21 protein-coding genes are annotated in these 22,496 nt (G+C 70.3%); 14 read left to right on the forward strand and 7 right to left on the reverse strand.

Going from position 1 to position 22,496, the window contains the following annotated elements; genetic code table 11:
- Positions 1–33 precede the first annotated feature (33 nt).
- From ASV56_RS20895 to ASV56_RS20910, 4 genes are all read right to left on the reverse strand, one after another.
- A complete protein-coding gene (locus tag ASV56_RS20895; RefSeq protein ID WP_062563894.1) occupies positions 34–510 on the reverse strand; it encodes an aminoacyl-tRNA deacylase in 477 nt (158 codons plus the stop codon).
- A complete protein-coding gene (locus tag ASV56_RS20900; protein ID WP_062563895.1) occupies positions 507–1,409 on the reverse strand; it encodes a DMT family transporter in 903 nt (300 codons plus the stop codon). The genes ASV56_RS20895 and ASV56_RS20900 overlap by 4 nt, the downstream gene beginning before the upstream one ends.
- 63 nt (positions 1,410–1,472) lie before the next feature.
- Positions 1,473–2,468, reverse strand: coding sequence for an aldo/keto reductase (locus ASV56_RS20905; protein WP_062563896.1), 996 nt, complete (start codon positions 2,466–2,468; stop codon positions 1,473–1,475).
- 60 nt (positions 2,469–2,528) lie between these two features.
- Positions 2,529–3,896: an amidohydrolase family protein gene (locus ASV56_RS20910; protein WP_062563897.1), complete on the reverse strand. Its 1,368-nt coding sequence runs from the start codon at positions 3,894–3,896 to the stop codon at positions 2,529–2,531.
- A 108-nt stretch (positions 3,897–4,004) separates the two neighbouring features.
- On the opposite strand from ASV56_RS20910, the gene ASV56_RS20915 reads away from it, so the two are divergent.
- The 3 genes from ASV56_RS20915 to ASV56_RS20925 all read left to right on the forward strand — a co-directional run bounded on the left by ASV56_RS20915 (position 4,005) and on the right by ASV56_RS20925 (position 5,741).
- Entirely contained in the window at positions 4,005–4,865 is an 861-nt protein-coding gene (locus ASV56_RS20915) for a LysR family transcriptional regulator (protein WP_062563898.1), read from the forward strand.
- 61 nt (positions 4,866–4,926) lie between these two features.
- The gene (locus ASV56_RS20920; RefSeq protein WP_253880203.1) at positions 4,927–5,433 is read left to right on the forward strand and encodes a DUF3016 domain-containing protein; all 507 of its coding nucleotides are present in this window, start codon (positions 4,927–4,929) and stop codon (positions 5,431–5,433) included.
- A complete protein-coding gene (locus ASV56_RS20925; RefSeq protein ID WP_062563899.1) occupies positions 5,430–5,741 on the forward strand; it encodes a GNAT family N-acetyltransferase in 312 nt (103 codons plus the stop codon). The genes ASV56_RS20920 and ASV56_RS20925 overlap by 4 nt, the downstream gene beginning before the upstream one ends.
- Here the strand turns inward: ASV56_RS20925 and ASV56_RS20930 are convergent.
- Complete coding sequence (locus ASV56_RS20930; RefSeq protein WP_062563900.1) at positions 5,738–6,280, reverse strand: NADPH-dependent FMN reductase; 543 nt, start codon at positions 6,278–6,280, stop codon at positions 5,738–5,740. The two genes, ASV56_RS20925 and ASV56_RS20930, sit on opposite strands and share 4 nt — an antisense overlap.
- A gap of 183 nt (positions 6,281–6,463) precedes the next feature.
- Here ASV56_RS20930 and ASV56_RS20935 point away from each other — a divergent pair, with 183 nt between their 5' ends.
- On the forward strand, positions 6,464–6,652 hold the full coding sequence (locus ASV56_RS20935; RefSeq protein WP_062563901.1) for a hypothetical protein: 189 nt from the start codon (positions 6,464–6,466) through the stop codon (positions 6,650–6,652).
- A gap of 61 nt (positions 6,653–6,713) precedes the next feature.
- Here ASV56_RS20935 and ASV56_RS20940 read toward each other — a convergent pair whose 3' ends face one another.
- Complete coding sequence (locus ASV56_RS20940; RefSeq protein WP_062563902.1) at positions 6,714–8,081, reverse strand: dicarboxylate/amino acid:cation symporter; 1,368 nt, start codon at positions 8,079–8,081, stop codon at positions 6,714–6,716.
- 205 nt (positions 8,082–8,286) lie between these two features.
- Between ASV56_RS20940 and ASV56_RS20945 the strand changes: the two genes are divergently transcribed.
- The 4 genes from ASV56_RS20945 to ASV56_RS20960 all read left to right on the forward strand — a co-directional run bounded on the left by ASV56_RS20945 (position 8,287) and on the right by ASV56_RS20960 (position 14,608).
- On the forward strand, positions 8,287–9,948 hold the full coding sequence (locus ASV56_RS20945) for a sensor histidine kinase (RefSeq protein WP_062563903.1): 1,662 nt from the start codon (positions 8,287–8,289) through the stop codon (positions 9,946–9,948).
- Positions 9,945–11,285 carry a sigma-54-dependent transcriptional regulator gene (locus ASV56_RS20950; RefSeq protein ID WP_062563904.1) on the forward strand — a complete coding sequence of 447 codons (1,341 nt, stop codon included), beginning with the start codon at positions 9,945–9,947 and terminating at the stop codon, positions 11,283–11,285. The genes ASV56_RS20945 and ASV56_RS20950 overlap by 4 nt, the downstream gene beginning before the upstream one ends.
- A gap of 343 nt (positions 11,286–11,628) precedes the next feature.
- Positions 11,629–13,950 carry an ATP-binding protein gene (locus ASV56_RS20955; RefSeq protein ID WP_062563905.1) on the forward strand — a complete coding sequence of 774 codons (2,322 nt, stop codon included), beginning with the start codon at positions 11,629–11,631 and terminating at the stop codon, positions 13,948–13,950.
- Positions 13,951–13,996: 46 nt separating this feature from the next.
- Complete coding sequence (locus ASV56_RS20960) at positions 13,997–14,608, forward strand: response regulator transcription factor (protein WP_062563906.1); 612 nt, start codon at positions 13,997–13,999, stop codon at positions 14,606–14,608.
- Between the two features lie 27 nt (positions 14,609–14,635).
- On the opposite strand, the gene ASV56_RS20965 is transcribed toward ASV56_RS20960, so the two are convergent.
- A complete protein-coding gene (locus tag ASV56_RS20965) occupies positions 14,636–15,328 on the reverse strand; it encodes a GntR family transcriptional regulator (RefSeq protein WP_062563907.1) in 693 nt (230 codons plus the stop codon).
- A gap of 149 nt (positions 15,329–15,477) precedes the next feature.
- Between ASV56_RS20965 and ASV56_RS20970 the strand changes: the two genes are divergently transcribed.
- The 6 genes from ASV56_RS20970 (at position 15,478) to ASV56_RS20995 (ending at position 22,483) form a co-directional block, all read left to right on the forward strand.
- Positions 15,478–16,443 carry a sugar phosphate isomerase/epimerase family protein gene (locus ASV56_RS20970; protein ID WP_062563908.1) on the forward strand — a complete coding sequence of 322 codons (966 nt, stop codon included), beginning with the start codon at positions 15,478–15,480 and terminating at the stop codon, positions 16,441–16,443.
- Positions 16,427–18,142: a dihydroxyacetone kinase family protein gene (locus ASV56_RS20975; RefSeq protein WP_062563909.1), complete on the forward strand. Its 1,716-nt coding sequence runs from the start codon at positions 16,427–16,429 to the stop codon at positions 18,140–18,142. Before ASV56_RS20970 ends, ASV56_RS20975 begins: the two co-directional genes overlap by 17 nt.
- Before the next feature lie 157 nt (positions 18,143–18,299).
- On the forward strand, positions 18,300–19,355 hold the full coding sequence (locus tag ASV56_RS20980) for a 4-hydroxythreonine-4-phosphate dehydrogenase PdxA (RefSeq protein ID WP_253880205.1): 1,056 nt from the start codon (positions 18,300–18,302) through the stop codon (positions 19,353–19,355).
- 37 nt (positions 19,356–19,392) lie between these two features.
- Positions 19,393–20,385 carry a tripartite tricarboxylate transporter substrate binding protein gene (locus ASV56_RS20985; protein ID WP_062563911.1) on the forward strand — a complete coding sequence of 331 codons (993 nt, stop codon included), beginning with the start codon at positions 19,393–19,395 and terminating at the stop codon, positions 20,383–20,385.
- 76 nt (positions 20,386–20,461) lie between these two features.
- The gene (locus tag ASV56_RS20990) at positions 20,462–20,965 is read left to right on the forward strand and encodes a tripartite tricarboxylate transporter TctB family protein (RefSeq protein ID WP_062563912.1); all 504 of its coding nucleotides are present in this window, start codon (positions 20,462–20,464) and stop codon (positions 20,963–20,965) included.
- A 12-nt stretch (positions 20,966–20,977) separates the two neighbouring features.
- Positions 20,978–22,483 carry a tripartite tricarboxylate transporter permease gene (locus tag ASV56_RS20995; protein WP_062563913.1) on the forward strand — a complete coding sequence of 502 codons (1,506 nt, stop codon included), beginning with the start codon at positions 20,978–20,980 and terminating at the stop codon, positions 22,481–22,483.
- The last annotated feature ends 13 nt before the right edge of the window (positions 22,484–22,496 follow it).

The raw sequence follows: 22,496 nt of genomic DNA on the forward strand, positions 1-22,496 counted from the left end.
CCGGGACCATGGGCCCGGCCCCGGTCGGTCGGGCTAGTCGGCGCAGAGCGCCGCGGCCCCGGCCTCCAGCGCCGCCATGGCCGCCTGCGGGTCCAGCAGCAGCAACAGCCCGCGCTTGCCGCCGTTGATCGCGACCTCGGGCGTGGTCAGGGCGGCGGCCTCGAAAAGCACCGGCGCGGGGCGGCGCTGGCCGAAGGGGCTGATGCCGCCGGTGTGATAGCCGGTCAGCCGCTCGGCCTTGGCGGGCGGCATCATCGCCGCCGACTTGCCACCAAAGGCCGCGGCCACGCGCTTCATCGACAGCACCCGGTCGCCCGGCACCACGGCGCAGGCGGGCCGGCCGTCCACCTCGACCATCAGCGTCTTGAGCAGGCGCTCGGGCGGCAGGCCGATGGCCTCGGCCGCCTGCAGCGCCACCCGGTCCGAGCCGGGGTCATAGCGGTATTCGACCGGGCGAAAGCCGACGCCCTTGGCTTGCAGGAAGCGGGTCGCGGGGGTGGCGGTGCTCATGCGGGAGCCTCGGCGGCGGGCCGGCCGGCGGCACGGATGTTGAGATAGTTGCCGGCCAGGATCAGCGCCGAGCCGAGGACCACGGCCAGCCCGACCGGCTCGGCGTAAAGCAGCAGCCCGACCACGGCGATCACCGGCAGGCGCAGGAAGTCGAAGGGCATGACCAGCGTCGCCGGCGCCAGCCCCAGCGCCCTGGTGATGCAGAAATGCGCCCCGAGCCCGGTCAGGCCTAGCACCAGCACCCAGGGCGCCGCCGCCGCCGAAGGCAGGGCGATGCCGCCGTCGAGCCCGGCGCAGGCCAGCCCCATCAGCGCCTGGCTGAGCGACATCCACCACAGGATGCAGGACGCCCCGGCCACGCCGGTCAGCATCTTGGTGCAGACATAGGTCAGCCCGAAGCCCACCGCCGCCAGCGCCGCCGCCCCGACCCCGGCCAAAGCCCCGGCCGAGATCCCGGCCGCGCCCGGCTGCACGATCACCAGGATGCCAAGGAAACCCAGGCCCGCCGACAGCGCCCGCGCCCGCGTCAGGCGCTCGCCCAGAAGAAACGGCGCCAGGATCAGCACCCACAGGGGCGCGGTGAATTCCAGCGCAAAGACCTGCGCCAGCGGGATGGTGAACAGGGCGTGGAACCACAGGTTCTGCGCGACGAAATGCGTGACGTTGCGCGCCAGGTGCAGCCCGGGCCGGCGCAGGTTTACCGCACCCCAGTCGCCCCGCAGGCTCAGCACGGCGGCGATGATCGCCATCCCGATCAGCGAGCGCCAGGCCAGGATCTCGAACGTGTCGAGCTCACCCTGGACCATGCGCCCGGCCACGGCCATCAGCGTGAAGGCCGCGACCGCGCCCATCATCCAGGCGGCGGCCAGCAGCGGGCGGGGTTCGGTCGTGGTCGGCATCGGCTTCGTCCTGTTGCGCCGCAAAGGGCTAGCGGATCGCCGCCCGGCCGGCAAGCCGCCGGACTAGCGTTCCGACATGGCCGAGAAGCTGGCCGGATAGCGCCCGCCCGAGACGTTTTCGGGCGCAAAGGCGCGTTCCAGCGTCTCGCGCTCGGCCGCGGTCAGGGTGATGCCGGTCGCGGCGACGTTCTGCTCCAGGTTGGGGATGCGCTTGGCGCCGGGGATCGGCACGATGTCCTGGCCCTGCGCCAGCACCCAGGCCAGCGCCACCTGCGCCGCGCTGACGCCCTTGGCCTGGGCGACGCCCTCGACCACCGCGACCAGCTTGCGGTTCGTCTCGGCATGTTCGGGCTGGAAGCGCGGCAGGCGGCGGCGGAAATCGTCCTGGCCCAGGGTTTCGGTCTGCACCTGGCCGGTCAGGAAGCCGCGGCCCAGCGGGCTGAAGGGCACGAAGCCCACGCCCAGCTCGCGGCAGGCGGCCAGCACGCCGTTGGTTTCCACGTCCCGCGTCCACAGCGAATATTCGCTTTGCAGCGCGGTGATCGGATGCGTGGCATGGGCGCGGCGCAGCGTCTCGGCCGAGACCTCGGACAGGCCGAGCGCGCGGACTTTCCCTTCGGCCACCAGCGCGGCCATGGCGCCGACGGTGTCCTCGATCGGCACGGCCGGGTCGGCGCGGTGCAGGTAGTAAAGGTCGATCACATCGGTCTGCAGCCGCTTCAGCGAGGCCTCGGCCACGGCGCGGGCATTCTTCGGCGTGCCGTCGGTGCCGGTGATCTCGCCAAAGCCGTTGGCGTCGCGGCTGTAGGTGAAACCGAACTTCGTCGCGATCACCAGCCGGTCGCGGAACGGCTTCAGCGCCCGGCCCAGCAGCTGCTCGTTGTGATGCACGCCATAGACCTCGGCGGTGTCGAAGAAGGTCACGCCCAGATCGACCGCGCGCTCCAGCGTCGCGACCGAGGCGGATTCGTCCTGGTGGCCATAGGCCTGGCTCAGCCCCATGCAGCCCAGCCCGATGGCCGAGACCGTCAGCGTCGCGCCCAGTTTGCGCTGTTCCATCGCCTGCTCCTTGCATTGTCCGGGCGGCAGCATAGCCGCGCGCCCGGCACTTGCACAGGGTCAGGCGCGGGCGACCGCGCCATGCACCAGCCGGCCCTTGTGGAAGGTCGCGACCCGGGGCGAACGCCGCGCCACCGCCTCGGCCGAGCAACTGCAATCAGCCAGCGCGAATTCCGCCGCGTCGCCGGGCCGGGGCCAGGCGCGATTGCCGTCCTGGTCCAGCGGCAGCACGTCGCCGGTGGCGATGGCCAGCGCCCGGGTCAGGGCGAATTCGTCCCGCCCGCCATAGACTTGGGCCAGCAGGTTGGCCTTTTCCAGCATGTCGCCTGTGCCGAAGGGCGACCAGTGGTCGATGACGCTGTCGGTGCCCGACATCAGCGTCACGCCCTTCTCGCGCAGCCGGGGCAGCGGCATGACCAGCGACCCGATGGGCACGGTCGAGATCACCGTGACGCCATGCTCGGCCATGCGCTCGGCCAGCGGGTCCAGCTCGGACTCGGGCAGGGTGGCCAGGGCAAAGGCGTGGCTGAGGTTCAGCTTGCCCTTCAGCTCGGGCGTGCGCGCGACCGTCTCGACCATGTAGCGGATCGCCTCGGCGCCGGCCGGTGTGGTTTCGTGGATATGGATGTCCACGCCCTTGCCGTGGTCCAGCGCGATGGCGAACATCGCATCGATCGAGGCCTTCATGTCGCCGTCGACATTGGTCGGGTCCAGCCCGCCGACGAAATCGATGCCCAGGGCCATGGCCTCGCGCATCAGCCCGTCGACCTTGGAATGCAGCAGCCCGTGCTGCGGAAAGGCCACGATCTCGCAGTCGAAGCGGTCGCGGTTCTTCTGCAGCGCGGCCTGCAGGTGCTCGAGGCTTTTCAGCCCGCTGACCGGGTCGATGTTGCAATGGCTGCGCGCCATGGTGGTGCCCTGCGACAACAGCAACTCGATCAGCGCCTCGGCCCGCTGCTGCGAGGTCGGCAGCAGTTTCGGCAGCAGCACCTCCTCGCGCGCAATCATATCCATGATCGTCTTGCCCTGGCGCGGCAGCGGCGCCTGCCAGGGCCCGCCGTAGAAGGTCTTGTCCAGGTGGATATGCATATCGCGAAAGGCCGGCAGCGCCAGCGCGCCGCCCGCCGAATAGCGCGGGACCGAGGCATCCAGCGCGGCATCCGTCGCGTGGATCGCGACAATGGCGCCGTCGCGGATCTCCAGCGTGTAAAGCGCCGTGCGGGTGGCGGCGACATACTCGCCCTCATGCGTGAAGCCGTCCTCGAGCCGGACCTCGGTCAGGTGGTAATGCGGGTTGTCGATGGCGGTCGCGGTGGCTTCGGGCGTGGCGGCCGCGGCGGCGCCGGCGCCCAACAGGGACGAGGCGGCGAGCATTCCGCCGCCGGCGCCCAGGAAGGTGCGGCGGCTTGGGTGGGACAGGGGCTGCATGGGGATCTCCGGTCAGGAATCGGGTCGCCTCGGAGGATAGGGCCGGGGCCTATCATCTGGAAATTAAATGTCGGCATGATAATCATTTCGAAATCGAATGAGGAATCCATGCTCGATCCCCGCCTGCTGCGCGCCTTCGTCGCCATCGTCGAGACCGGCAGCTTCACCCGCGCCGCCGGCCAGTTGAACATGACGCAATCGACGATCAGCCAGCAGCTGTCGCGGCTGGAACAGGCCGCGGGCCAGCCGCTGGTCGCGCGCGAGGCGCGGCCGGTGCTGCCGACGCCGCAGGGCGAGCGGCTCTTGGGCTATGCCCGCCGCATCCTGGCACTGCACGAGGCGGCGGCGGTGGCGCTTGGCGATCCCGCCGGCAGCAGCGCCCTGCGGCTGGGCCTGCCCGAGGACATCTTCAACCCGGCGATGTGCGACATCTTTCGCGACTTCGCCGCGCGCTGCCCGCAAATCCGGCTGGACGTGACGGTGGGTCTCAGCCGCGAGCTGATGCGGCGCTATCGCGCGGGCGAGCTCGACATCGTGGTCGTCAAGGAACAGGCCGCCGCCCGCGACTGCCGCGCCAGCTTTGCCGAGGCGATGGGCTGGTTCGAAAGTGCCATGCTGGCGCGGGACTGGGCCGATCCGGTGCCGCTGGTGGTGTTCCCGCCCGGCGGGCTTTACCGCGACGTAATGTTCCAGCGCATCGAACGCGAGGGTCGGCGCTGGTATGTCGCCTTTTCCGGCAGCAGCCTGCACAGCGTGCTGCTGGGCGTCGAGCGCGGGCTGGGCATCACCCTGCTGCCCCTGGCCGCGGCCGAAGGCGCCGGGCTGCGGCGCTGCGCCGCCTTCGGGACCGAGCCGGCCATGGTGGTGGCGCTTTACGCCTGGGAATCCGGTGGTGCGGCGGACGATCTGGTGGCGCGCATGACCGATCTGCTGGAACGGCGCCACCGGCGCAGCCGGGCGATGCTTTGACTTCGTGTCCCGGCCTGCCCATATCCTTGCGCATGGGGCTTGGATATGCGGAGGACGAGCCATGCGCGGCGCAGTCGCGAAAACCCTGGGATTGACGATGATGCTGGCCATGGCCGCGCCAGTGGAGGCCATGGCGGCGGGACCGGTCGGCGTGACCTATGTCGCGCCCGAGACGTTCCGGGACCGCGAGTTCCGACAGGCGCGCAGCCGCGCCTCGGCCCTCGCCGAGTTTGATCGCTGGTTTGCCGAACTGGGCGCGCGCTACCTGCCCAGCGGGCAGAGCCTGCGGATCGAGGTGCTGGAGATGGACCTTGCCGGCGATTTCGAGCCGTGGCGCACCGGCTGGCAGGACGTGCGCTTCCTGCGCGACACCACGCCGCCGCGCATCCACATGCGCTGGCAGCTGGAACAGGGCGGCAAGGTGATCCGCCAGGGCGACGCGCGGCTTCACGACATGAACTACCTGTGGGACCCGCGCGGCAAGGGCGACAGCCGCCGCTTCGTCCATGACAAGCTGCTGATCCAGGACTGGTTCCGCAAGACCTTCGCCCCCGGGGTATCGGGATGAGCGGCGCCGACGGGATCGAACTGGGCAAGGAGCCGGGCCGCTATGTCGCTCGCATTCCCGGTATCGCGGGCGAGGGCGAGATCACCTTCACCGTCGAAGGGCCGGGCGTCATCAGCGCCGACCATACCGGCGTTCCGGACAGCATGGCCGGCAAGGGCGTGGCGCGGGCGCTGCTGGACTTCATGCTGCAGGACGCGCGCGCGCACGGCTTTCGCATCGTCCCGCGCTGCCCCTTCGTGCGCGGCCAATATGCCCGGCATCCCGAATGGGCGCCGCTGTTCACCACGAAGCCCGGCGAGGACCCCTAGAGGCTGGACGCGAAGCCGGCCAGATAGTCGCGCAGCTGCCCGCGCGTCTTGTCGTCGGTCAGGTTGCCCTGGTCGTCGAAGACGCTGCCCGCGCGCGACACCATCAGCCGGCCCTCGGTCCACAGCCGCGTCTTCAGCGTGCGCAGCACCGGCAACCAGTGGCTCTGCGCCAGGATCGTGCCGAAACCGCCGGGCGAGGCGCCGATCAGCGCCACCGGCTTGCCGACGAACAGGCCCAGCCCGTCGCCGCGCGACATCCAGTCGATGGCGTTCTTGAACACGCCCGGCACGCCGTTGTTGTATTCCGGCGTCACCAGCAGCAGCCCGTCGGCGGCGGCAAGCTGGGCCTGAAGCGCCTGCACCGCGCCCGGCAGGCCCGCGGCGGCTTCCAGGTCGCCGTCGTAGAGCGGCACCTCGCGGATCGAGCCGATCCGGATGGTCGTGCCCTCGGGCGCGGCATCGGCGGCGGCGCGCAGCAGCCCGCTGTTGAAGGAGGCGCGGCGCAGGCTGCCGCTGAGGCCGAGAATGGTCTTGGTCATGGCTGTTTCCCCGTTCTTGCGTGGCGGCGATGCTGCCGCAGACCGGCCGGCAGGGCCAGCGCCTTGGTCAGCGCCCCGGGAACCGGCGATTGTGCAGCAACGCTTGAAATAGCCTTGCGGTTTCTTTGCCTGCCCATCGCCGCCGGACCGGGTCAGGATGGGGCGCAGGCATGGGAGGAAGCGATGAAGGCGGAAGACGGCGACAGGGATGCGATGCGGGCCTTTCTGATGGACCTGCTGCTCAGCACGCCGCTGTTGCGGCCCGGGCGCGAGCATGAGACGGCGCGCGCCTATCAGGACCGGGCGGCGGTGGTGCATCCCGAGGTGGCGGGCGTGCTGCGCGAGGCCGCCCACCGCCTTCTGCACGGCTGAGAACAGGGAAAGGCCGGCGCGCCGTCTCCAGCACGCCGGCCCGGCCTTGGTCCTGGCGCCTTCAGTCGGCGCTGGCCTCGTTCAGTTGCAGGCCGGCGGGGGCCGGATGCAGGTCGCGGATCGGACGGGCCGCGCCGGTGGCCTCGCCGTTCAGGGCGCGGTCGAACTGCTCGCGGTCCAGGGCGCCTTCCCAGCGGCTGACGACGACGGTGGCGACGGCATTGCCGATGAAGTTGGTGATCGAGCGGCATTCCGACATGAAGCGGTCCACGCCCAGGATCAGCGCCATGCCGGCGACCGGCACCGTGGGCACCACCGACAGCGTCGCAGCGAGCGTGATGAAGCCCGCCCCGGTCACGCCTGCCGCGCCTTTCGAGGACAGCATGGCGACCAGCAAGAGCAGCACCTGCTGTTGCAGCGACAGGTCGGTGTTGGTGGCCTGGGCGATGAACAGCGCCGCCAGCGTCATGTAGATGTTGGTGCCGTCCAGGTTGAAGCTGTAGCCGGTCGGCACGACCAAGCCGACGACCGAGCGCTTGCAGCCGGCCTTCTCCATCTTCTCCATCAGCGAGGGCAGCGCCGATTCCGAGGACGAGGTGCCCAGCACCAGCAGCAGTTCGGTCTTGAGATAGGAGATCAGCCGGAAGATCGAGAAGCCGTTCAGCAGGCAGACCGTGCCCAGGATCACCACGATGAACAGCGCCGCGGTCAGGTAGAAGGTGCCGACCAGCGCCGCCAGGTTCACCACCGAGGCGATGCCGTATTTGCCGATGGTGAAGGCGAAGGCGCCGAAGGCCCCGATCGGCGCGGCCTTCATCAGGATGTCCACCATGCGGAACACGGCATGGCTGATCGCCTCGAACAGCGCGACGACCGGCTTGCCCTTGTCGCCGATCAGGATCAGGCCGATGCCGAACAGGATGGCGATGAACAGCACCTGCAGGATGTTGCCCTCGACGAAGGCCGAGGTCATCGTGGTGGGGATGATGTCCATGACGAAGCCGGTCAGCGTCGATTCATGCGCCTTGGCGGCATAGTCGGCGACCTTGCTGGCATCCAGCGTCGCCGGGTCGATGTTCATGCCGGCGCCCGGCTGGATGACGTTCGCGGTGATCAGCCCGACGATCAGCGCCAAGGTCGAGAAGGTCAGGAAATAGCCGAAGGCCTTGCCCACGACCGAGCCCACGCCCCTGAGCGTGCCCATGCCCGCAAGGCCGGTGACGATGGTCAGGAAGATGACCGGGGCGATGATCATCTTGACCAGCTTGATGAAGGCGTCGCCCAGGGGCTTCAGCGCCTCGCCGGTCTGGGGGTAGAAATGGCCGATCAGCGCGCCGGCGGCGATGGCGATCAGCACCTGGAAATACAGGTGGCGATAGAACGGGCGCGGCGCGTGAACGACCGGCGCTGCCGAGGTGTCGATTTGCATGGGGCCTCCTCCGACCTGCGAATGACGGGTATGTGACAGCCATGATAAGGCGGCGGGCGCCGGCGCCCAAAAGCCGGGCGCATGACAGCAATGCGTTGTAATCATGGGTTTTTGACGGCGTTCGGGGTTGCAATATGTGTGGTTTTCCGCATAGGTCCGCCGTGCTAGTGTGGAATTCCACACAAAGGCGGGGAGGAAGGCGGGCATGGCTGATTCGGCGCGGATGCGGCGGCTGGCGCTGGCGCTTGCCGTTCTGGCGGCGGCGCTGGCGGTTCTGGCGCTGACCTTCGTCACGGTGCGCGACAATGCGCCGCGCGAGCTGCACCAGCAGCTCGAGGTGACGGCGCGCAGCCGGGTGCAGGCGCTGGAAAGCGTGCTCGCCAAGCAGCGGGCGGTGGCCGCGGTGCTGGCCGACGACAGCCTGATGCGGGACGCCCTGGCCGCGCCGGGCGCCGGGACCGTGGCGCGCGCCTCGCGCAAGCTGGAACGGCTGCGCGCCGATACCGACAGCGCGGTGATCTATCTCCTGGACCGCGAGGGGCTGGCCATCGCCGCCTCGAACTGGGACCAGCCGGCCAGCTTCGTCGGCTCGAACTACGGCTTTCGCGACTATTTCAGCCAAGCCCTGCTGCGCGGCGAGGCGACGCAATTCGCGCTTGGCACGGTCAGCAAGCGGCCGGGCCTGTATCTGTCGCATGATGTGGCGGTGAACGGCCAGCCGCGCGGGGTCATCGTGGTCAAGGTCGAGTTCGACCGCACCGAGCAGAACTGGGCCCAGGCCGGCGAACGGATCATGGTCACCGATGCGACCGGGCAGGTGATCCTGTCGAGCCGGCCGGCGCTGCGCTTCGGCCCGCTGCCGGCGCAGGCGGCGGGCGAGGTCGGGGCCGAACTGCCGGTGCCGGGGGCGGATTGGCGGCTGGTGATCCGCGCGCCCTCGGCCCCGGCCGCCCAGGCGGCGGCGCTGGCGACCGGCACGGTGGGATTCCTTTTGTCGCTGCTGCTGGGTGCCGGCATCTGGGCCGCGCGCGCCCGCACCCGCGCCGCCCGCCGCGCCGAGGCCGAGCGGCGTTACCGCGCCGACTTGGAGCGTGCCGTGGACGAACGCACCCGCGACCTGACCGCCGAGATGCGCGAGCGTCGCGCCGCCGAGCAGCGGCTGGCGCAGTTGCAGGGCGAGATGGTCCAGGCCAACAAGCTGGCGACGCTGGGCCAGATCACCGCCGGCGTCGCGCATGAGGTGAACACGCCGCTCGCCACCATCCGCCTTCTGGCCGAGAACGGCCGACAGATGCTGCCCGAGGGCGCGGCGCCGGATGTGGCGGGCAACCTGGACCAGATCCTGCGCATGTCCGACCGCATCGCCCAGATCACCACCGAGCTGCGCGGCTTTGCCCGCAAGGCCACCGGCGAGCTTGGGCCCGTGGCGCTGAAGGACGCGCTGGACGCGGCGCTGCTGCTGGTCGCCAGCCGCCGCCGGGCCGAGGGCATCCGCGTGCTGCTGCCGCAGATCCCGCCCGGCCTGACCGTGCGGGCCGAGCGGGTGCGGCTGGAGCAGATCCTCGTCAACCTGATCCAGAACGCGCAAGAGGCGCTCTCGGGCCGCCCGGACGCCGAATTGCGCATCGACCTGGACCAGCAGCCCGACCGCGTGCGGCTGAGCATCCGCGACAACGGGCCGGGGCTGGCGCCCGGCATCGCGGCGACGCTTTTCACCCCCTTCGCCACCTCGAAGCCCAGCGGGCTGGGGCTGGGGCTGGTGATCTCGCGCGAGATCGCCCGCGACTTCGGCGGCGAGCTGACGGCCGCGCCCTCCAAGCCGGGGCAGGGCGCCAGCTTCCACCTCGACCTGCCGAGGATGCCATGACCGAGGCCCCGCTTGTCCGCCTGGTCGACGACGACCCCGACCTTCTGGCCGCGCAGGCGCAGGCGCTGAAGCTGGCCGGCTTCCGGGCCGAAACCTTCGACGACCCGGCCGAGGCGCTGCACGGCCTTGGCCCCGACTGGCCCGGCGTGGTGCTGTCGGACGTGCGGATGCCGGGGCTGGACGGCTTCCAGCTGTTCGAGCGCATCCATGCGCTGGACCCGGAACTGCCGGTGATCCTGCTGACCGGGCATGGCGATGTGCCGATGGCGGTCGCGGCGCTGAAGCAGGGCGTCTATGACTTCCTGACCAAGCCGATCGGCGGCGGCCCCCTGGCGGCGGCGCTGGCCCGGGCCGCATCCGCGCGGGCGCTGGTGCTGGAAAACCGCGCCCTGCGCGCCCGCCCCGCCGAAGAGCCCGCGACCGAGATCGGCCTTTCCGGCGCCTCGCCCGTCATGGTCCACCTGCGCGACAGCATCGCGCGGCTGGCCGAGCGGGGCGGCGACGTGCTGATCATCGGCCCCCAGGGCTCGGGCAAGCGCACGGCGGCGCGGGCGATCCACCGGCAAAGCCCGCGCCGGGGCCGTGCCTTCACCCGCATCACTTGCGCGGCGCTGGACGAGGCGCGGTTCGAATCCGAGTTCATCGGCCAGGAACCCGCCGGCTCGCGCCAGCCGCGCCAGCCCGGCAAGCTGGAAAAGACCCATCGCGGCACGCTGTTCCTGGACGAGATCGAGGCGCTGGCCCCGGCCCTGCAGGCCCGCTTGCAGGCGATCCTCGACGCGGGCGAGATCTGGCCTGCCGGCGCCGCGGCGCCGCGCCCGCTGGACCTGCGGCTGATCGCCTCGACCCGGGCCGACTTGGGCCAGATGGTCGAGGCGGGGACGTTCCGCGGCGACCTCTACTATCGCCTCTCGGCCGCGACCCTGCAGATGCCGGCGCTGGCGCAGCGGCGCGAGGACGTGGCGGCGCTGTTCCGGCAGTTCCTGCTGCAGGCCTGCCAGCGGCTGAACCTGCCGGTGGCGCCGGTGACGGGAGCGGTCAAGGCGCGGCTCGCCGGCTATGGCTGGCCGGGCAATCTCAGCGAATTGCAGCAATTCGCCGAAAGCCATGCGCTGGGGCTGTCCGCCTTCGACGGCGCGGGGGGCGATGCCGCGCCGCCGGGCCTGGCCGATCTGGTCGCCGATTACGAGGCCGAGCTGATCCGCGACGCGCTGCGCATGGCCGAGGGCAACGCGACCCAGGCGATGGCGCGGCTGAAACTGCCGCGCAAGACCTTCTATGACAAGCTGACCCGGCACGGCATCCGGCCGGCCGATTTCCGCGCCGCCAGCGGCTGAAAATGACCAGCCCCACGGATTTCTCCGCGGGGCTGGTCAATGCGCCTGTGTCCAGACCGGACGAACTCGGGACCATGAAACGGGAAAGGCAAACACCGCCTTCTCCTTCTGCGGGTATCGCACCGGGCGGGGCCCGCGGAAATGGCCGTGTTTGCCTAGGCAATATTGCCTAGGGCGCCGCTGCAACGCCGCCGTGGCAAAAATGCCGGCCCGGCTGTTGCCGGGCGGGCTTCGGTTGTATGGAACACCGGCGCGGCGCCAGGCCGCGTTCCGGGATTCGGGGGCCCTTGGGCATGATCAGGACGCTCAGCGCGGGCGGCGGTCCGGCAACGGGCGGGCCGCGATGAAGAAATCGCTGGGCGCATCGCTGGCGCTGGGACTGGCGGGGCTGCAATTCCTCGCCATCCTGCTGGTGGTGTTTTCGTCCTATCTGACCTCCGAGCGGGCGCTGATCCGCCATGCCCGCGACCTTTTGCGCGACGTCGGCATCAACACCATCGAGCATTCGCGCGGCTTCCTCAGCCCGGCGCAGGGCGCGGCGGAACTGGCGGCGCAGCTGGCGCAGAACAGCGTCATCGCCAGCGAGGATACGCCGCTGCTGGAGCAGCTCCTGTTCCAGCAGCTGAAGATCGCGCCGCAATTCGCCGGGCTCTATTACGGGCGCGAGGACGGCAGCTTCGTCTATGTCATGCGCACCCCCGGCGCGCGCGGCGATTTCCGCAGCAAGATCATCTCGGTCCGCGACGGCCAGCGCCGGGTCGAGTTCATCTGGCGCGACCACGACTTCACCCCGGTCGCCCGCAGCGAGGATCCCGCCGACCGCTATGACCCGCGCGCGCGGCCCTGGTATGTCAAGGCCAAGGCCGAGCGCGCGACGATCTGGACCGACCCCTATATCTTCTTCTCGTCGCACCAGCCGGGGATCACGCTGGCCGCGCCGGTGCAGCAGCCGGGCGGCGGGCTGCGCGGCGTGGTGGGCGTCGATATCGAGATCAGCATGATCTCGGAATTCCTGGCGCGGCTGAACATCGGCCAGCACGGCCGGGCGCTGATCATCAACCGCAACGGCGACGTGATCGCCCATCCCGACAGCAGCCTGATCCGGGCACGCAACGCCGACGGCAGCCTGCGCTTCGCCGCCATCAGCGAGATCGGCGACCCGATCGCCCGCGCCGCCTTCGGCCCCGCCGCGCTGGCCGGCGCCCTGCCGGTGGCGCAGGAGACGCCGGGCGAGTTCCTGCATGACGGCGCCTCCTATGTCTCGACCATCATGCCGGTGATCAGCGACAAGCTGCCCTGGACCATCGCGGTCTATGCCCCCGAGGACGATTTCACCGGCGCGCTGAAGCGCAACCGCATGCTGAACATCTGGCTCGCGGCGCTGGTCGCGGGGCTGACCGGGCTCTTGGGGCTGGCGCTAGCCGACGCGATCTATCGCCCGGTGCGGGCCTTTGCCGTGCGCACCGCGCTGGTCTCGCAGGGCGAGCTGGACCCGGACGCGCCGCTGCCCAGGACCTACAAGGAGCTGGAGCGCGCCAATGACGCGCTGGTCCAGCAGATCGTGGCGCGGCGCAAGACCGAACGCGAATACGGCCAGACCTTCGACATGTCCTCGCGCGGGATGGCGCAGATCGCGCCCGACAGCGGCCGCTTCATCCGCGTGAACGCCAGCATCTGCCACATCACCGGCTACAGCGCCGCCGAGCTGTCGCGCATGCGGCTGTCGGACCTGGTCCATCCCGAGGACCCGACCTTCGTCGGCGCATTCTTCCACAGCCCGGCCGGCGATTTCTCGGTCAACCGCGAGATGCGCTGCATCCGCAAGGACGGCAGCACCATCTGGATCACCCTGAACGAGATCCTGATCCGCGACGAAAGCGGCAAGCCGCTGCATTCGGTGCTGACCATGGACGACATCACCCAGGGCAAGCGCGCTGAGGCGCAGATCGTGCAGCTGAACCGCGACCTGTCGCACCTGGCGCGCGGCAATACCATGGGCGAGATGGCCGCGGGCCTGGCGCATGAGCTGAACCAGCCCTTGGCCGCCATCGCCCAGAACGCCGATACCGCGCTGCTGATCCTGGACCAGATGGCGGCCAAGGACCCCGAGCTGCGCGACGTCCTGATCGAGATCGAGGGCCAGTCGCTGCGCGCGGGCGAGATCATCCGCGCCCTGCGCAGCTTCATCAGCAAGGACGAGGGCGCCGCCACCAGCTTCGATCTGTCGGACCTGGTGCAGCAGACCCTGCACCTGATCCAGGCCGAGGCCGCCGAGGCGCGAGTGCTGGTGCAGATCGACCTGGCCCCCGGCCTGCCGCCGGTGCGCGCCAACCGCGTCCAGATCGCCCAGGTCATCGTCAACCTGCTGCGCAACGCCATCGAGGCGCTGGCCGACCATCCCGCCACCGACCGCCGCGTCCTGCTGGCCGCCCGGCGCGACGACGGGCAGGTGCGCATCAGCATCGAGGACACCGGCCCCGGCATCGCCCCCGGCATCAGCCTGTTTTCGCAGTTCGAGACCAGCAAGCCCGGCGGCATGGGCCTTGGCCTGTCGATCTGCCGCTCGATGCTGGCCGCGAACGGCGGCGCGCTGTGGCACGAAAGCCGGCCGAGCGGCGGCGCGCGCTTCGTCTTTACCCTGCCCGTCAGCCAGAAGGTGGCGTGATGGCCAGGCCCTCCCCCGGTATTCCGTTCTTGCAGGCAGGCCCGCCATGACCGATTCCCCGCTGACCGTCTTTCTGATCGACGACGACGAGGGCATCCGCCGCTCCTTGCAGCGGGCGCTGGAAAAACGCGGCTACGCGGTCGAGAGCCATGCCTCGGCCGCGTCGTTCCTGGCGGCCTATGATCCGGCGCGGCAGGGCTGCCTGCTGCTCGACTATGGCATGCCCGGGATGAACGGGCTGGAGCTGCAGCGGCACCTGAACGTGCTTGGCGCGACCATTCCGGTGATCTTCATCACCGGCCATGGCGGGGTGCCGGAATCGGTGCAGGCGATCAAGGCCGGCGCCGTCGATTTCCTGGAAAAGCCCTTCCGCCAGGCGCATCTGGTCGAGCGCATCGAGACCGCCTTTGCCGTCGCCCGCGAAAGGCTGGACCTGCACGAGCAGGACCGCCGCCTGCGCGCCCGGTTCCAGAGCCTGACCGCGCGCGAGCTGGAAATCGTGCAGCGCATGATCGCCCGCCCCTCCGAGATCTCCAGCAAGGAACTGGCGGCGGCGCTCGGCATCAGCCCGCGCACGGTCGATCACCACCGCGCCCGCATCCTGGAAAAGATGAACGTGAAATCCGTGGCCGAGCTGATCGCGCTGGCGACGCGCTGAGCCTGGTCCCGGCCCGGCCACCGGCGGTCAGCCCTCCAGCCCGTCCTGCACCCGGTTCCAGGCCTGGTCCATGTGCTCGCCGATGATGGCGGCCAGCCGGTCGGGATCGCGCGCCTCCAGCGCGGCGATCATCTCCTCGTGCTCGGCCACGGCGCCGGCCCATTTCTGCGGCCCCTCGTGGCCGATGAAGCGGATGCGCTTCAGCCGGGTCTGCAACAGCTGGTGCACGTCGGCCAGCGCGGCATTGTCCGCCAGCGCCACGATGGCGCTGTGGATGGCCTGGTTCAGCTTGTAATAGGCCAGCCGGTCGCCGCGCTGGTAACAGCCGATCATCTGGTCGTGCAGCGCCCGCACATGGGCGATGCCCGCGTCGCTGGCGGTGGCGCAGGCGGTGCGGCCGGCATGCTGTTCCAGGGTGCGGATCACGTCGATCATGTCGCGCACCTCCTTGGCGGTGAATTTCTTCACCACGGCGCCGCGGCTGGGGATCAGCTCGATCAGCCCCTCGCTGGCCAGGAACTTGATCGCCTCGCGCAGGGGGGTGCGCGACACGCCCAGGAAGGCGCCGACCTGGCCTTCGTTGATGCGCGTGCCCGGCGCCAGCTCGCCCTCGATGATCATGTCGCGCAGGCGGGTCAGGATGGCATCGTGCAGCGAATGCCGCTCGATCCGGTTCGGGGTCTCGGGCAATCCGGCGCTGCGGATGCGGGATTCCTCCACGATGGCTCTCCTTGCTAGCTTTCGTCATGGCTACGCATGGCCGGGGCGCAAGTCAATGACGTGCTCTGAATGCTGCATACAAAATAATTGCTGTGCGAACCACCATGCGCTAGGACAGGCGCAAGGGGATGATTCGAAAGGGGGGAGACATGGCGCAGCATGCCAAGGCCGCCGGCTGGACGGCCGAAAGCTGGCCGATCGCGGCGGCGATGATCCCGTTCCCGGCGGTGCTGCCGGACGGGCGGGCGATGCAGGACGGGGGCCCGGAGCTTTGGGCCGGGCCACTGGGCCAGGTGGCCGCCGCCGGCTTCGAGGCGGTGGACCCGACCGATTCCTGGCTGCGGGTCGCCGACCTGGACCCGGTGCGCCGGGCGGATTTCGCGGCGCTGTGCCGCGACCTGGGGCTGGCGGTGCCGGCGATCTCAACCTCGCGGCGCAGCCTGATCGACGCCCGGCACGGCGCCGAATACCTCGCCTATGGCCATCGCGTCATCGACTGCGCGGCGGAACTGGGCGCGGGCCATGTCAGCTTCGGCTTCTTCGAGCCGCTGACCCCCGCGCAGCAGCAGGCGCTGTGGTTCTGGACCGAGGACGGGCCGCGCAACCCCGACGATCCGGCAATCTGGCGCCTGGCGGTCGAGCGCGTGCGCGAGCTCGCCGGCCATGCCGCGGCATGCGGCGTCAGCATCGCGCTGGAAATGTACGAGGACACCTATCTGGGCACCGCGCGCGATGCCGTGCGCTTCGTGACCGAGGTCGACCATCCCGCCGTCCGGTTGAACATCGACATCGGCAACCTGGTCCGCCTGCACCGCCCGGTCGAGCCCTGGGCCGAGATGATCCGGCTGTGCGCGCCCTTTGCCGGCTATTGGCACGTCAAGAACTATTACCGGATCGAGGACCGCCGCAGCGGGCTGGTCATGACCCATCCCGCGCCGCTGCTGGGCGGCACGATCAACTGGCGCGCGGCCATCGGGACGGCGCTGGACCTTGGCTTTGCGGCGCCCTTCCTGTGCGAACATTACGGCGGCGACGGCCTGGGCGTCTGTGCGCAGAACCGCGACTATATCCGCAGCATCCTTGCCGGCAGGAGGAACCATGACCAGGCTGTTTGACGATCCCGAGGAATTCGCCGCCACCGCGCTTGCGGGCTTCTGCGCCGCGAACCGCGACCGCGTGCGCCCGGTGCCGCATGGCGCCCTGCGCGCTGCGCCCGGGCCCCGGGGCAAGGTGGCGCTGCTGGTCGGCGGCGGCTCGGGCCATTACCCGGCCTTCCTGGGCTATGTTGGGGCGGGCCTGGCCGATGCGGCGGTGGCGGGCGACGTCTTCGCCTCGCCCTCGACCAGCGCCGTGGCCGGCGTGGCGCGGGCAGCGCATCGCGGCGGCGGCGTGATCCTGGGCTTCGGCAATTACGCCGGCGACGTGCTGAACTTCGGCGCCGCGGCCGAGCGGCTGCGGGCCGAGGGCATCGACGCCCGCATCCTGGCCGTGACCGACGACGTCGCCAGCGCCGGCCCGGCCGAGCGTGCGAAGCGCCGCGGCGTGGCGGGCGATCTGCTGGTCTTCAAGATCGCCGGCGCCGCCGCCGAAGCGGGGCTCGACATCGACGCGGTCGAGGCGGTGGCGCAACGCGCCAATGCCGCCGCCGTTTCCTTCGGGGTCGCCTTCGACGGCTGCACCCTGCCGGGCCAGGCCGCGCCGCTGTTCCGGGTCGCCGAGGGCGGCGTCGCCTTGGGCCTTGGCATCCATGGCGAGCCGGGCATCCGCGAAGAACCGATGAAACCCGCCGCCGAGATTGCCCGCATGCTGCTGGCGCCCTTGCTGGCCGAGCGGCCGCAGGGCCATGCCGGCCGCATCGCCGTGGTGCTGAACGGCTTGGGCTGCACCAAATACGAAGAGCTTTTCGTGCTCTGGCACCACATCGCGCGGCAACTCGAAGCCGAGGGGCTGGAGGTGGTCGACCCGGAGGTCGGCGAATTCGTCACCAGCCTCGACATGGCCGGCTGCTCGCTGTCGATCCTGTGGCTGGACGCGGAACTCGAGGCGTTCTGGCGCGCTCCGGCCGATGCCCCGGCCTTCCGCAAGGGCAATGTCGCGCCGGGCGAGGCCGTCGCTGAGGATGCCGCGCCGCAGGTCGCGCCGGCGCAGGGCATCGCGCCCGGCTCGGCCGAGTCGCAGAAGGCCGGCGCCTGCATCGCCGGGCTTCTGGGCCGGCTGGCGCAGGCCCTGGCCGAGGCCGAGGAGATGCTGGGCCAGATCGACGCCCAGGCCGGCGATGGCGACCACGGGCAGGGCATGGCGCGCGGCTCCAAGGCCGCCGCGGCCGCTGCCGCCGAGGCGGCGCAGGCCGGGGCCGGCGCCGCGACGGTGCTGGGGCTGGCGGGCGACGCCTGGGCGGATCGCGCCGGCGGCACCTCGGGCGCGCTCTGGGGCGTGGCCCTGCGCGGCTGGGGCGCGGCGCTGACCGATGCCGAGCCGGCCTCGGCCGCGCGTGTCGCCGAAGGGGCGCAGGCGGGCCTGGTCGCGGTGCTGCGGCTGGGCGGCGCCCGGCCCGGCGACAAGACGCTGGTCGATGCCTTCGTGCCCTTCGTCCAGACGTTGCGCGCGGCGGTCGATGCCGGCACGCCGCTGGCCGAAGCCTGGCAGCGTGCCGCCGACAGCGCCACCCAGGCGGCCGATGCCACCGCGCAGCTGCTGCCGAAACTGGGCCGTGCCCGCCCGCTGGCCGAACGCAGCCTGGGCCATCCCGACGCCGGCGCTGTGTCGCTGGCGCTTTGCGCGCGGGTCGTGGCCGAGGCGCTGCGCGAGGCCTGATCCGCCTCTGCCTGACGGCTTAACGGCGCCGGGGCGACACCGGCGCCGTTTGCTTTCGCCTCTTGGCGCCACGGCCCGGAAGAAACTCGTGGACAGGGCTCAAAATGCTGTATACAGAATTCTAAATGTAAGCCGAGGGGGAGATTCGGACATGCGGATGGCACTGGCAATCGGGGATGCGGGCGGCGTCGGGCCGGAACTGGCCGCGAAGCTTCTGGCGCATCCTCAGATGCAGGACCGCGACATCGTGGTCGTCGGCGACGCGCGGGTGCTGCGCATGGGGGCCGAGCATGCCGGCGTGGCGCTGGACCTGCCGGTGCTGGCGGCCGATGCGCTGCAAGCCGAACTGCCCGCCGGCCGCGTCATCGTCGACCTGGCGAACTGCCCGGTCGAGGGGCGCAGCCTGGGCGCCTCGTCGCCGGAAGCCGGCGCGGCCTCGCTGCAGAACTTCGCCGCCGTCTTGCGGCTGGCGCAATCGGGCCTGGCCGATGCGGTGATGTTCACGCCCTTCAACAAGCATTCGATGCGGCTGGCGCGCCCGGCCTATGTCGACGAGATCGGCTTCATCGACGCCACGCTGGGCGCCGCCCGCAGCGGGCGCGAGTTCAACGTGCTGGACGAGGTCTGGAACGCCCGCGTCACCTCGCATATCCCGCTGCGCGAGGTCGCCTCGCGCCTGTCGGTCGAGCGCATCCTGGACAGCATCCGCCTGACCGTCGAGGTCATGGAGGGCGCCGGCAAGCCCAAGCCCCGCATCGGCGTCGCGGCGCTGAACCCGCATGCCGGCGACGGCCGCAACTTCGGCGACGAGGATGACGACATCATCGCCCCCGCCGTGGCCCGGGCCGCGGCCGAGGGGATCCGGGTCTCGGGCCCGATCCCGTCGGACACGGTCTTCGTGCGGGCGACGCGCGGCGAATTCGACGCCGTGCTGACCATGTATCACGACCAGGGCCAGATCGCGATGAAGCTGATGGGCTTCGACCGCGGCGTGACGCTGATCGCGGGCTACGGCTTCCCGATCGTCACCCCGGCGCATGGCACCGCCTTCGACATCGCCGGCCAAGGCAAGGCCGACCTGGGCGCGACGCTGGCCGCCGCCCGGCTGGGCTTCGACCTGGCGAAACTGAACCCGCCCCGGCAGGGGCAGGCCGCCCTGTCCGCGGACTGGGCCACCGAAGCCGTGGCAGAAGCGGCGCGCGTTGCCGGCTGAGGAGCCCGGCGCAAAGATCTGTGGAGGAGGAACGACCATGAACCATCTCAAGACCGGAGCCATCGCGGCGCTGGCGCTCGCGGCAGCCTTGCCCGCAAGCGCCGAATGGGCGCCCGAGCGGCCGCAGGAATTCGTCGTCGCCTCGGGCGCCGGCGGCGGCACCGACAACTTCGCCCGCACCATCCAGGCGATCCTGACCCGCGACAAGCTGGTCGACGCGCCCATCGTGGTGCTGAACAAGGGCGCCGGCTCGGGCGCCGAGGCGTTCCTTTACGCCAAGCAGAACGCCGCCGACCCGAACAAGGTGATCTTCGGCACCAACAACGTCTACCTGCTGCCGCATATCGCCAAGCTGGCCTACAAGGCCGAGGATCTCCAGCCGGTCGCCGCGCTGGCGGTGGACGAGTTCGTGGTCTGGGTCAAGGCCGACGCGCCCTATCAGACCGTGCTGGACCTGGTCGAGGCGGCCAAGGCCGAGCCCGGCAAGATCCCCTTCGGCGGCAGCCAGTCCAAGGACACCGACGAGACCCTGGTCGCCCTGATCGAGCAGACCACCGGCGCCGATTTCAAATACGTGCCCTTCAACGGCGGCGGCGAGGTCGGCGTGCAGCTGGCCGGCGGCCATGTCGCGGCCAATGTCAACAACCCGAACGAGAACCTGGGCCAGTGGCAGGCCGGCGCGGTGCGTCCGCTCTGCGTCTTCTCGCCGACCCGCATGGCCGAGAGTGCGCCGATCCACGACGGCAAGGGCTGGCAGGACATCCCGACCTGCAAGGAGCAGGGCCTGGCCATCGACAGCTACCAGATGCCGCGCACGGTCTGGCTGCCGGCCGGCGTGCCGGAAGAGGCCGTGGCCTTCTATCGCGACGCGCTGAAGAAGGTCGCCGAATCGCAGGACTGGAAGGACTACCTGGCCAAGACCTCGCAGACCGGCGCCTATCTGACCGGCGAGGAACTGTCGAAGTTCATCGCCGACAGCGAGACCCGCACGGTCGAGGTCTTCAAGGCCGAGGGCTGGTCCAAGGAGTGACAGGCTGACGCGGGCGCCGGCGGGGATTCCCGGCCGGCGCCCCTCCATATCCGGACGGCAACCTGAGGGGGGAGCGATGACCGTCAGACGTTTTCACGCCGAGATCGGCACCGCCATCGGCACCGGCGCCATCGGCGCGGCCGCAGTGATCGGCGCCACCGAGCTGGGCTATGGCTGGGAGGAAAGCGGCCCGCAATCGGGCTATTTCCCGTTCTATGTCGGGCTGATCCTGATCGCCGCCAGCCTGTGGAACCTGGTCGCCGCCTTCGTCAAGCATCGCCGCCCGGCGCTGGACGATGCCGGCATCGAGGCGCCGTTCCTGGACGGCGAGCGGCTCGCGCGGCTGGGCGGCTTCCTGGCCGCGATGCTGGCCTTCGTCGTCGCCACCCTGACGCTGGGCATCTATGTCGGCGCGACCGGCTACATCGCCTGGAACACCTGGCGCAAGGGCGGCTATCGCGTTCCCGTGGCGCTGGCCATCGGGCTGGGCTTCGCCGCGGCGCTTTACATCATCTTCGAGGTGATCTTCCTGATGCCGCTGCCGAAGGGGCCGATCGAGCCGCTTCTGGGCATCTACTGATAGGGGCGCGTCATGGGCAATTTCGATCTTCTGATGCATGGCTTCGGCGTCGCCATCACGCCGATGCACCTGCTGCTGATGGTGGTGGGCGTGCTTCTGGGCCTGGTCGTCGGCGTGCTGCCGGGGCTCGGGGCGCCGAACGGCGTCTCGCTGCTGATCCCGCTGACCTTCACGCTGGACCCGACCTCGGCCATCATCCTTTTGTCCTCGATGTATTGGGGCGCCCTGTTCGGCGGCTCGACCACCTCGATCCTGTTCAACATCCCGGGCGAGCCAAGCTCGGTCGCGACCACCTTCGACGGCTATCCCATGGCGCGCTCGGGGCAATCGACCCGGGCGCTGACGCTTGCCTTCATGTCGGCCGGCATCGGCGCGCTTCTGGGCGTGATCGTCATCACCCTGCTGGCCGGCTGGGCCTCGAACTTCGCGCTGCGCTTCGGCGCGCCGGAATATTTCGCGGTCTATTTCCTGGCCTTTGCCGCCTTCATCGGCATGGGCAGCGCCTCGCCGGTCAAGACGGTGGTGGCGCTGGCGACGGGGCTGCTGCTCGCCTCGGTCGGCATGGACAACGTGACCGGAGAGGTCCGCCTGACCTTCGGCTTTTCCGATCTTCTGGGCGGCATCAGCTTCCTTGTCGTGGTGATCGGCCTGTTCGGCATCGGCGAACTGCTGGCCACGGTGCAGGAGGGGCTGTCGTTCCGCGGCGTCTCGTCCCGCATCGACCTGCGCGACGTGCTGCGCACCATCGCCGAACTGCCGCGCTATTGGGCGACCTCGGTGCGTTCCGGCCTGGTCGGCATCTGGATGGGCATCACGCCCGGCGGGCCGACGGCGGCATCCTTCATGTCCTACGGCATCGCGCGCCAGGCCTCGCGCAAGGGCCAAGCCTTCGGCACCGGCCGCCCCGAGGGCATCATCGCCCCCGAGACTGCCGACCACAGCGCCGGCACCTGCGCCATGCTGCCGATGCTGGCGCTTGGCGTGCCGTCATCGGCCACGGCGGCGGTGATGATGGGCGGGCTGATGATCTGGGGCCTGACGCCCGGGCCGATGCTGTTCGCGACCAAGCCGGATTTCGTCTGGGGCCTGATCGCCAGCATGTATGTCTCGAACGTGATCGGGGTGATCCTGGTCCTGCTGACCGTGCCCATGTTCGCGGCGCTGCTGCGCATCCCGTTCTCGATCATCGGGCCGATGATCGTCGCGATCTGCTTCGTCGGCGGCTATACCGTCTCGAACGCCAGTTTCGATCTGTGGCTGGTGCTGCTCTTCGGCGTGGTCGGCTATCTGTTCACCCGGCTCGACTATCCTCTGGCGCCCCTGGTGCTGGCCATGGTGCTGGGCCACAAGGCCGAGAACGCCTTTCACCAGTCGATGATCCTGTCGGACGGCTCGCTGTCGGTGTTCTTCTCGAACACGCTGGTCAGCTCGATCATGGCGCTGGGGCTGGCGCTGCTGATCCTGCCGAAACTGCTGCACCTGGGCGGGCGCCTGCGTCGCCGCCAGCCGGTCGAATAAGAAAAGAGGGCCG

Origin of the sequence: Paracoccus aminovorans (genome assembly GCF_001546115.1) — a bacterium.
GTDB classification, from domain to species: Bacteria; Pseudomonadota; Alphaproteobacteria; order Rhodobacterales; family Rhodobacteraceae; genus Paracoccus; species Paracoccus aminovorans_B.

What these genes read in the sequence shown, in the direction of transcription:
- ASV56_RS20995 (WP_062563913.1), top strand. Translation starts at nt 20,978, where the DNA reads ATGGGCAATTTCGATCTTCTGATGCATGGCTTCGGCGTCGCCATCACG.
- ASV56_RS20920 (WP_253880203.1), top strand. Translation starts at nt 4,927, where the DNA reads ATGCGCGGCGCAGTCGCGAAAACCCTGGGATTGACGATGATGCTGGCC.
- ASV56_RS20935 (WP_062563901.1), top strand. Translation starts at nt 6,464, where the DNA reads ATGAAGGCGGAAGACGGCGACAGGGATGCGATGCGGGCCTTTCTGATG.
- ASV56_RS20950 (WP_062563904.1), top strand. Translation starts at nt 9,945, where the DNA reads ATGACCGAGGCCCCGCTTGTCCGCCTGGTCGACGACGACCCCGACCTT.
- ASV56_RS20930 (WP_062563900.1), bottom strand. Translation starts at nt 6,280, where the DNA reads ATGACCAAGACCATTCTCGGCCTCAGCGGCAGCCTGCGCCGCGCCTCC.
- ASV56_RS20970 (WP_062563908.1), top strand. Translation starts at nt 15,478, where the DNA reads ATGGCGCAGCATGCCAAGGCCGCCGGCTGGACGGCCGAAAGCTGGCCG.
- ASV56_RS20925 (WP_062563899.1), top strand. Translation starts at nt 5,430, where the DNA reads ATGAGCGGCGCCGACGGGATCGAACTGGGCAAGGAGCCGGGCCGCTAT.
- ASV56_RS20900 (WP_062563895.1), bottom strand. Translation starts at nt 1,409, where the DNA reads ATGCCGACCACGACCGAACCCCGCCCGCTGCTGGCCGCCGCCTGGATG.
- ASV56_RS20985 (WP_062563911.1), top strand. Translation starts at nt 19,393, where the DNA reads ATGAACCATCTCAAGACCGGAGCCATCGCGGCGCTGGCGCTCGCGGCA.
- ASV56_RS20945 (WP_062563903.1), top strand. Translation starts at nt 8,287, where the DNA reads ATGGCTGATTCGGCGCGGATGCGGCGGCTGGCGCTGGCGCTTGCCGTT.
- ASV56_RS20990 (WP_062563912.1), top strand. Translation starts at nt 20,462, where the DNA reads ATGACCGTCAGACGTTTTCACGCCGAGATCGGCACCGCCATCGGCACC.
- ASV56_RS20955 (WP_062563905.1), top strand. Translation starts at nt 11,629, where the DNA reads ATGAAGAAATCGCTGGGCGCATCGCTGGCGCTGGGACTGGCGGGGCTG.
- ASV56_RS20895 (WP_062563894.1), bottom strand. Translation starts at nt 510, where the DNA reads ATGAGCACCGCCACCCCCGCGACCCGCTTCCTGCAAGCCAAGGGCGTC.
- ASV56_RS20960 (WP_062563906.1), top strand. Translation starts at nt 13,997, where the DNA reads ATGACCGATTCCCCGCTGACCGTCTTTCTGATCGACGACGACGAGGGC.
- ASV56_RS20975 (WP_062563909.1), top strand. Translation starts at nt 16,427, where the DNA reads ATGACCAGGCTGTTTGACGATCCCGAGGAATTCGCCGCCACCGCGCTT.
- ASV56_RS20940 (WP_062563902.1), bottom strand. Translation starts at nt 8,081, where the DNA reads ATGCAAATCGACACCTCGGCAGCGCCGGTCGTTCACGCGCCGCGCCCG.
- ASV56_RS20915 (WP_062563898.1), top strand. Translation starts at nt 4,005, where the DNA reads ATGCTCGATCCCCGCCTGCTGCGCGCCTTCGTCGCCATCGTCGAGACC.
- ASV56_RS20910 (WP_062563897.1), bottom strand. Translation starts at nt 3,896, where the DNA reads ATGCAGCCCCTGTCCCACCCAAGCCGCCGCACCTTCCTGGGCGCCGGC.
- ASV56_RS20905 (WP_062563896.1), bottom strand. Translation starts at nt 2,468, where the DNA reads ATGGAACAGCGCAAACTGGGCGCGACGCTGACGGTCTCGGCCATCGGG.
- ASV56_RS20980 (WP_253880205.1), top strand. Translation starts at nt 18,300, where the DNA reads ATGGCACTGGCAATCGGGGATGCGGGCGGCGTCGGGCCGGAACTGGCC.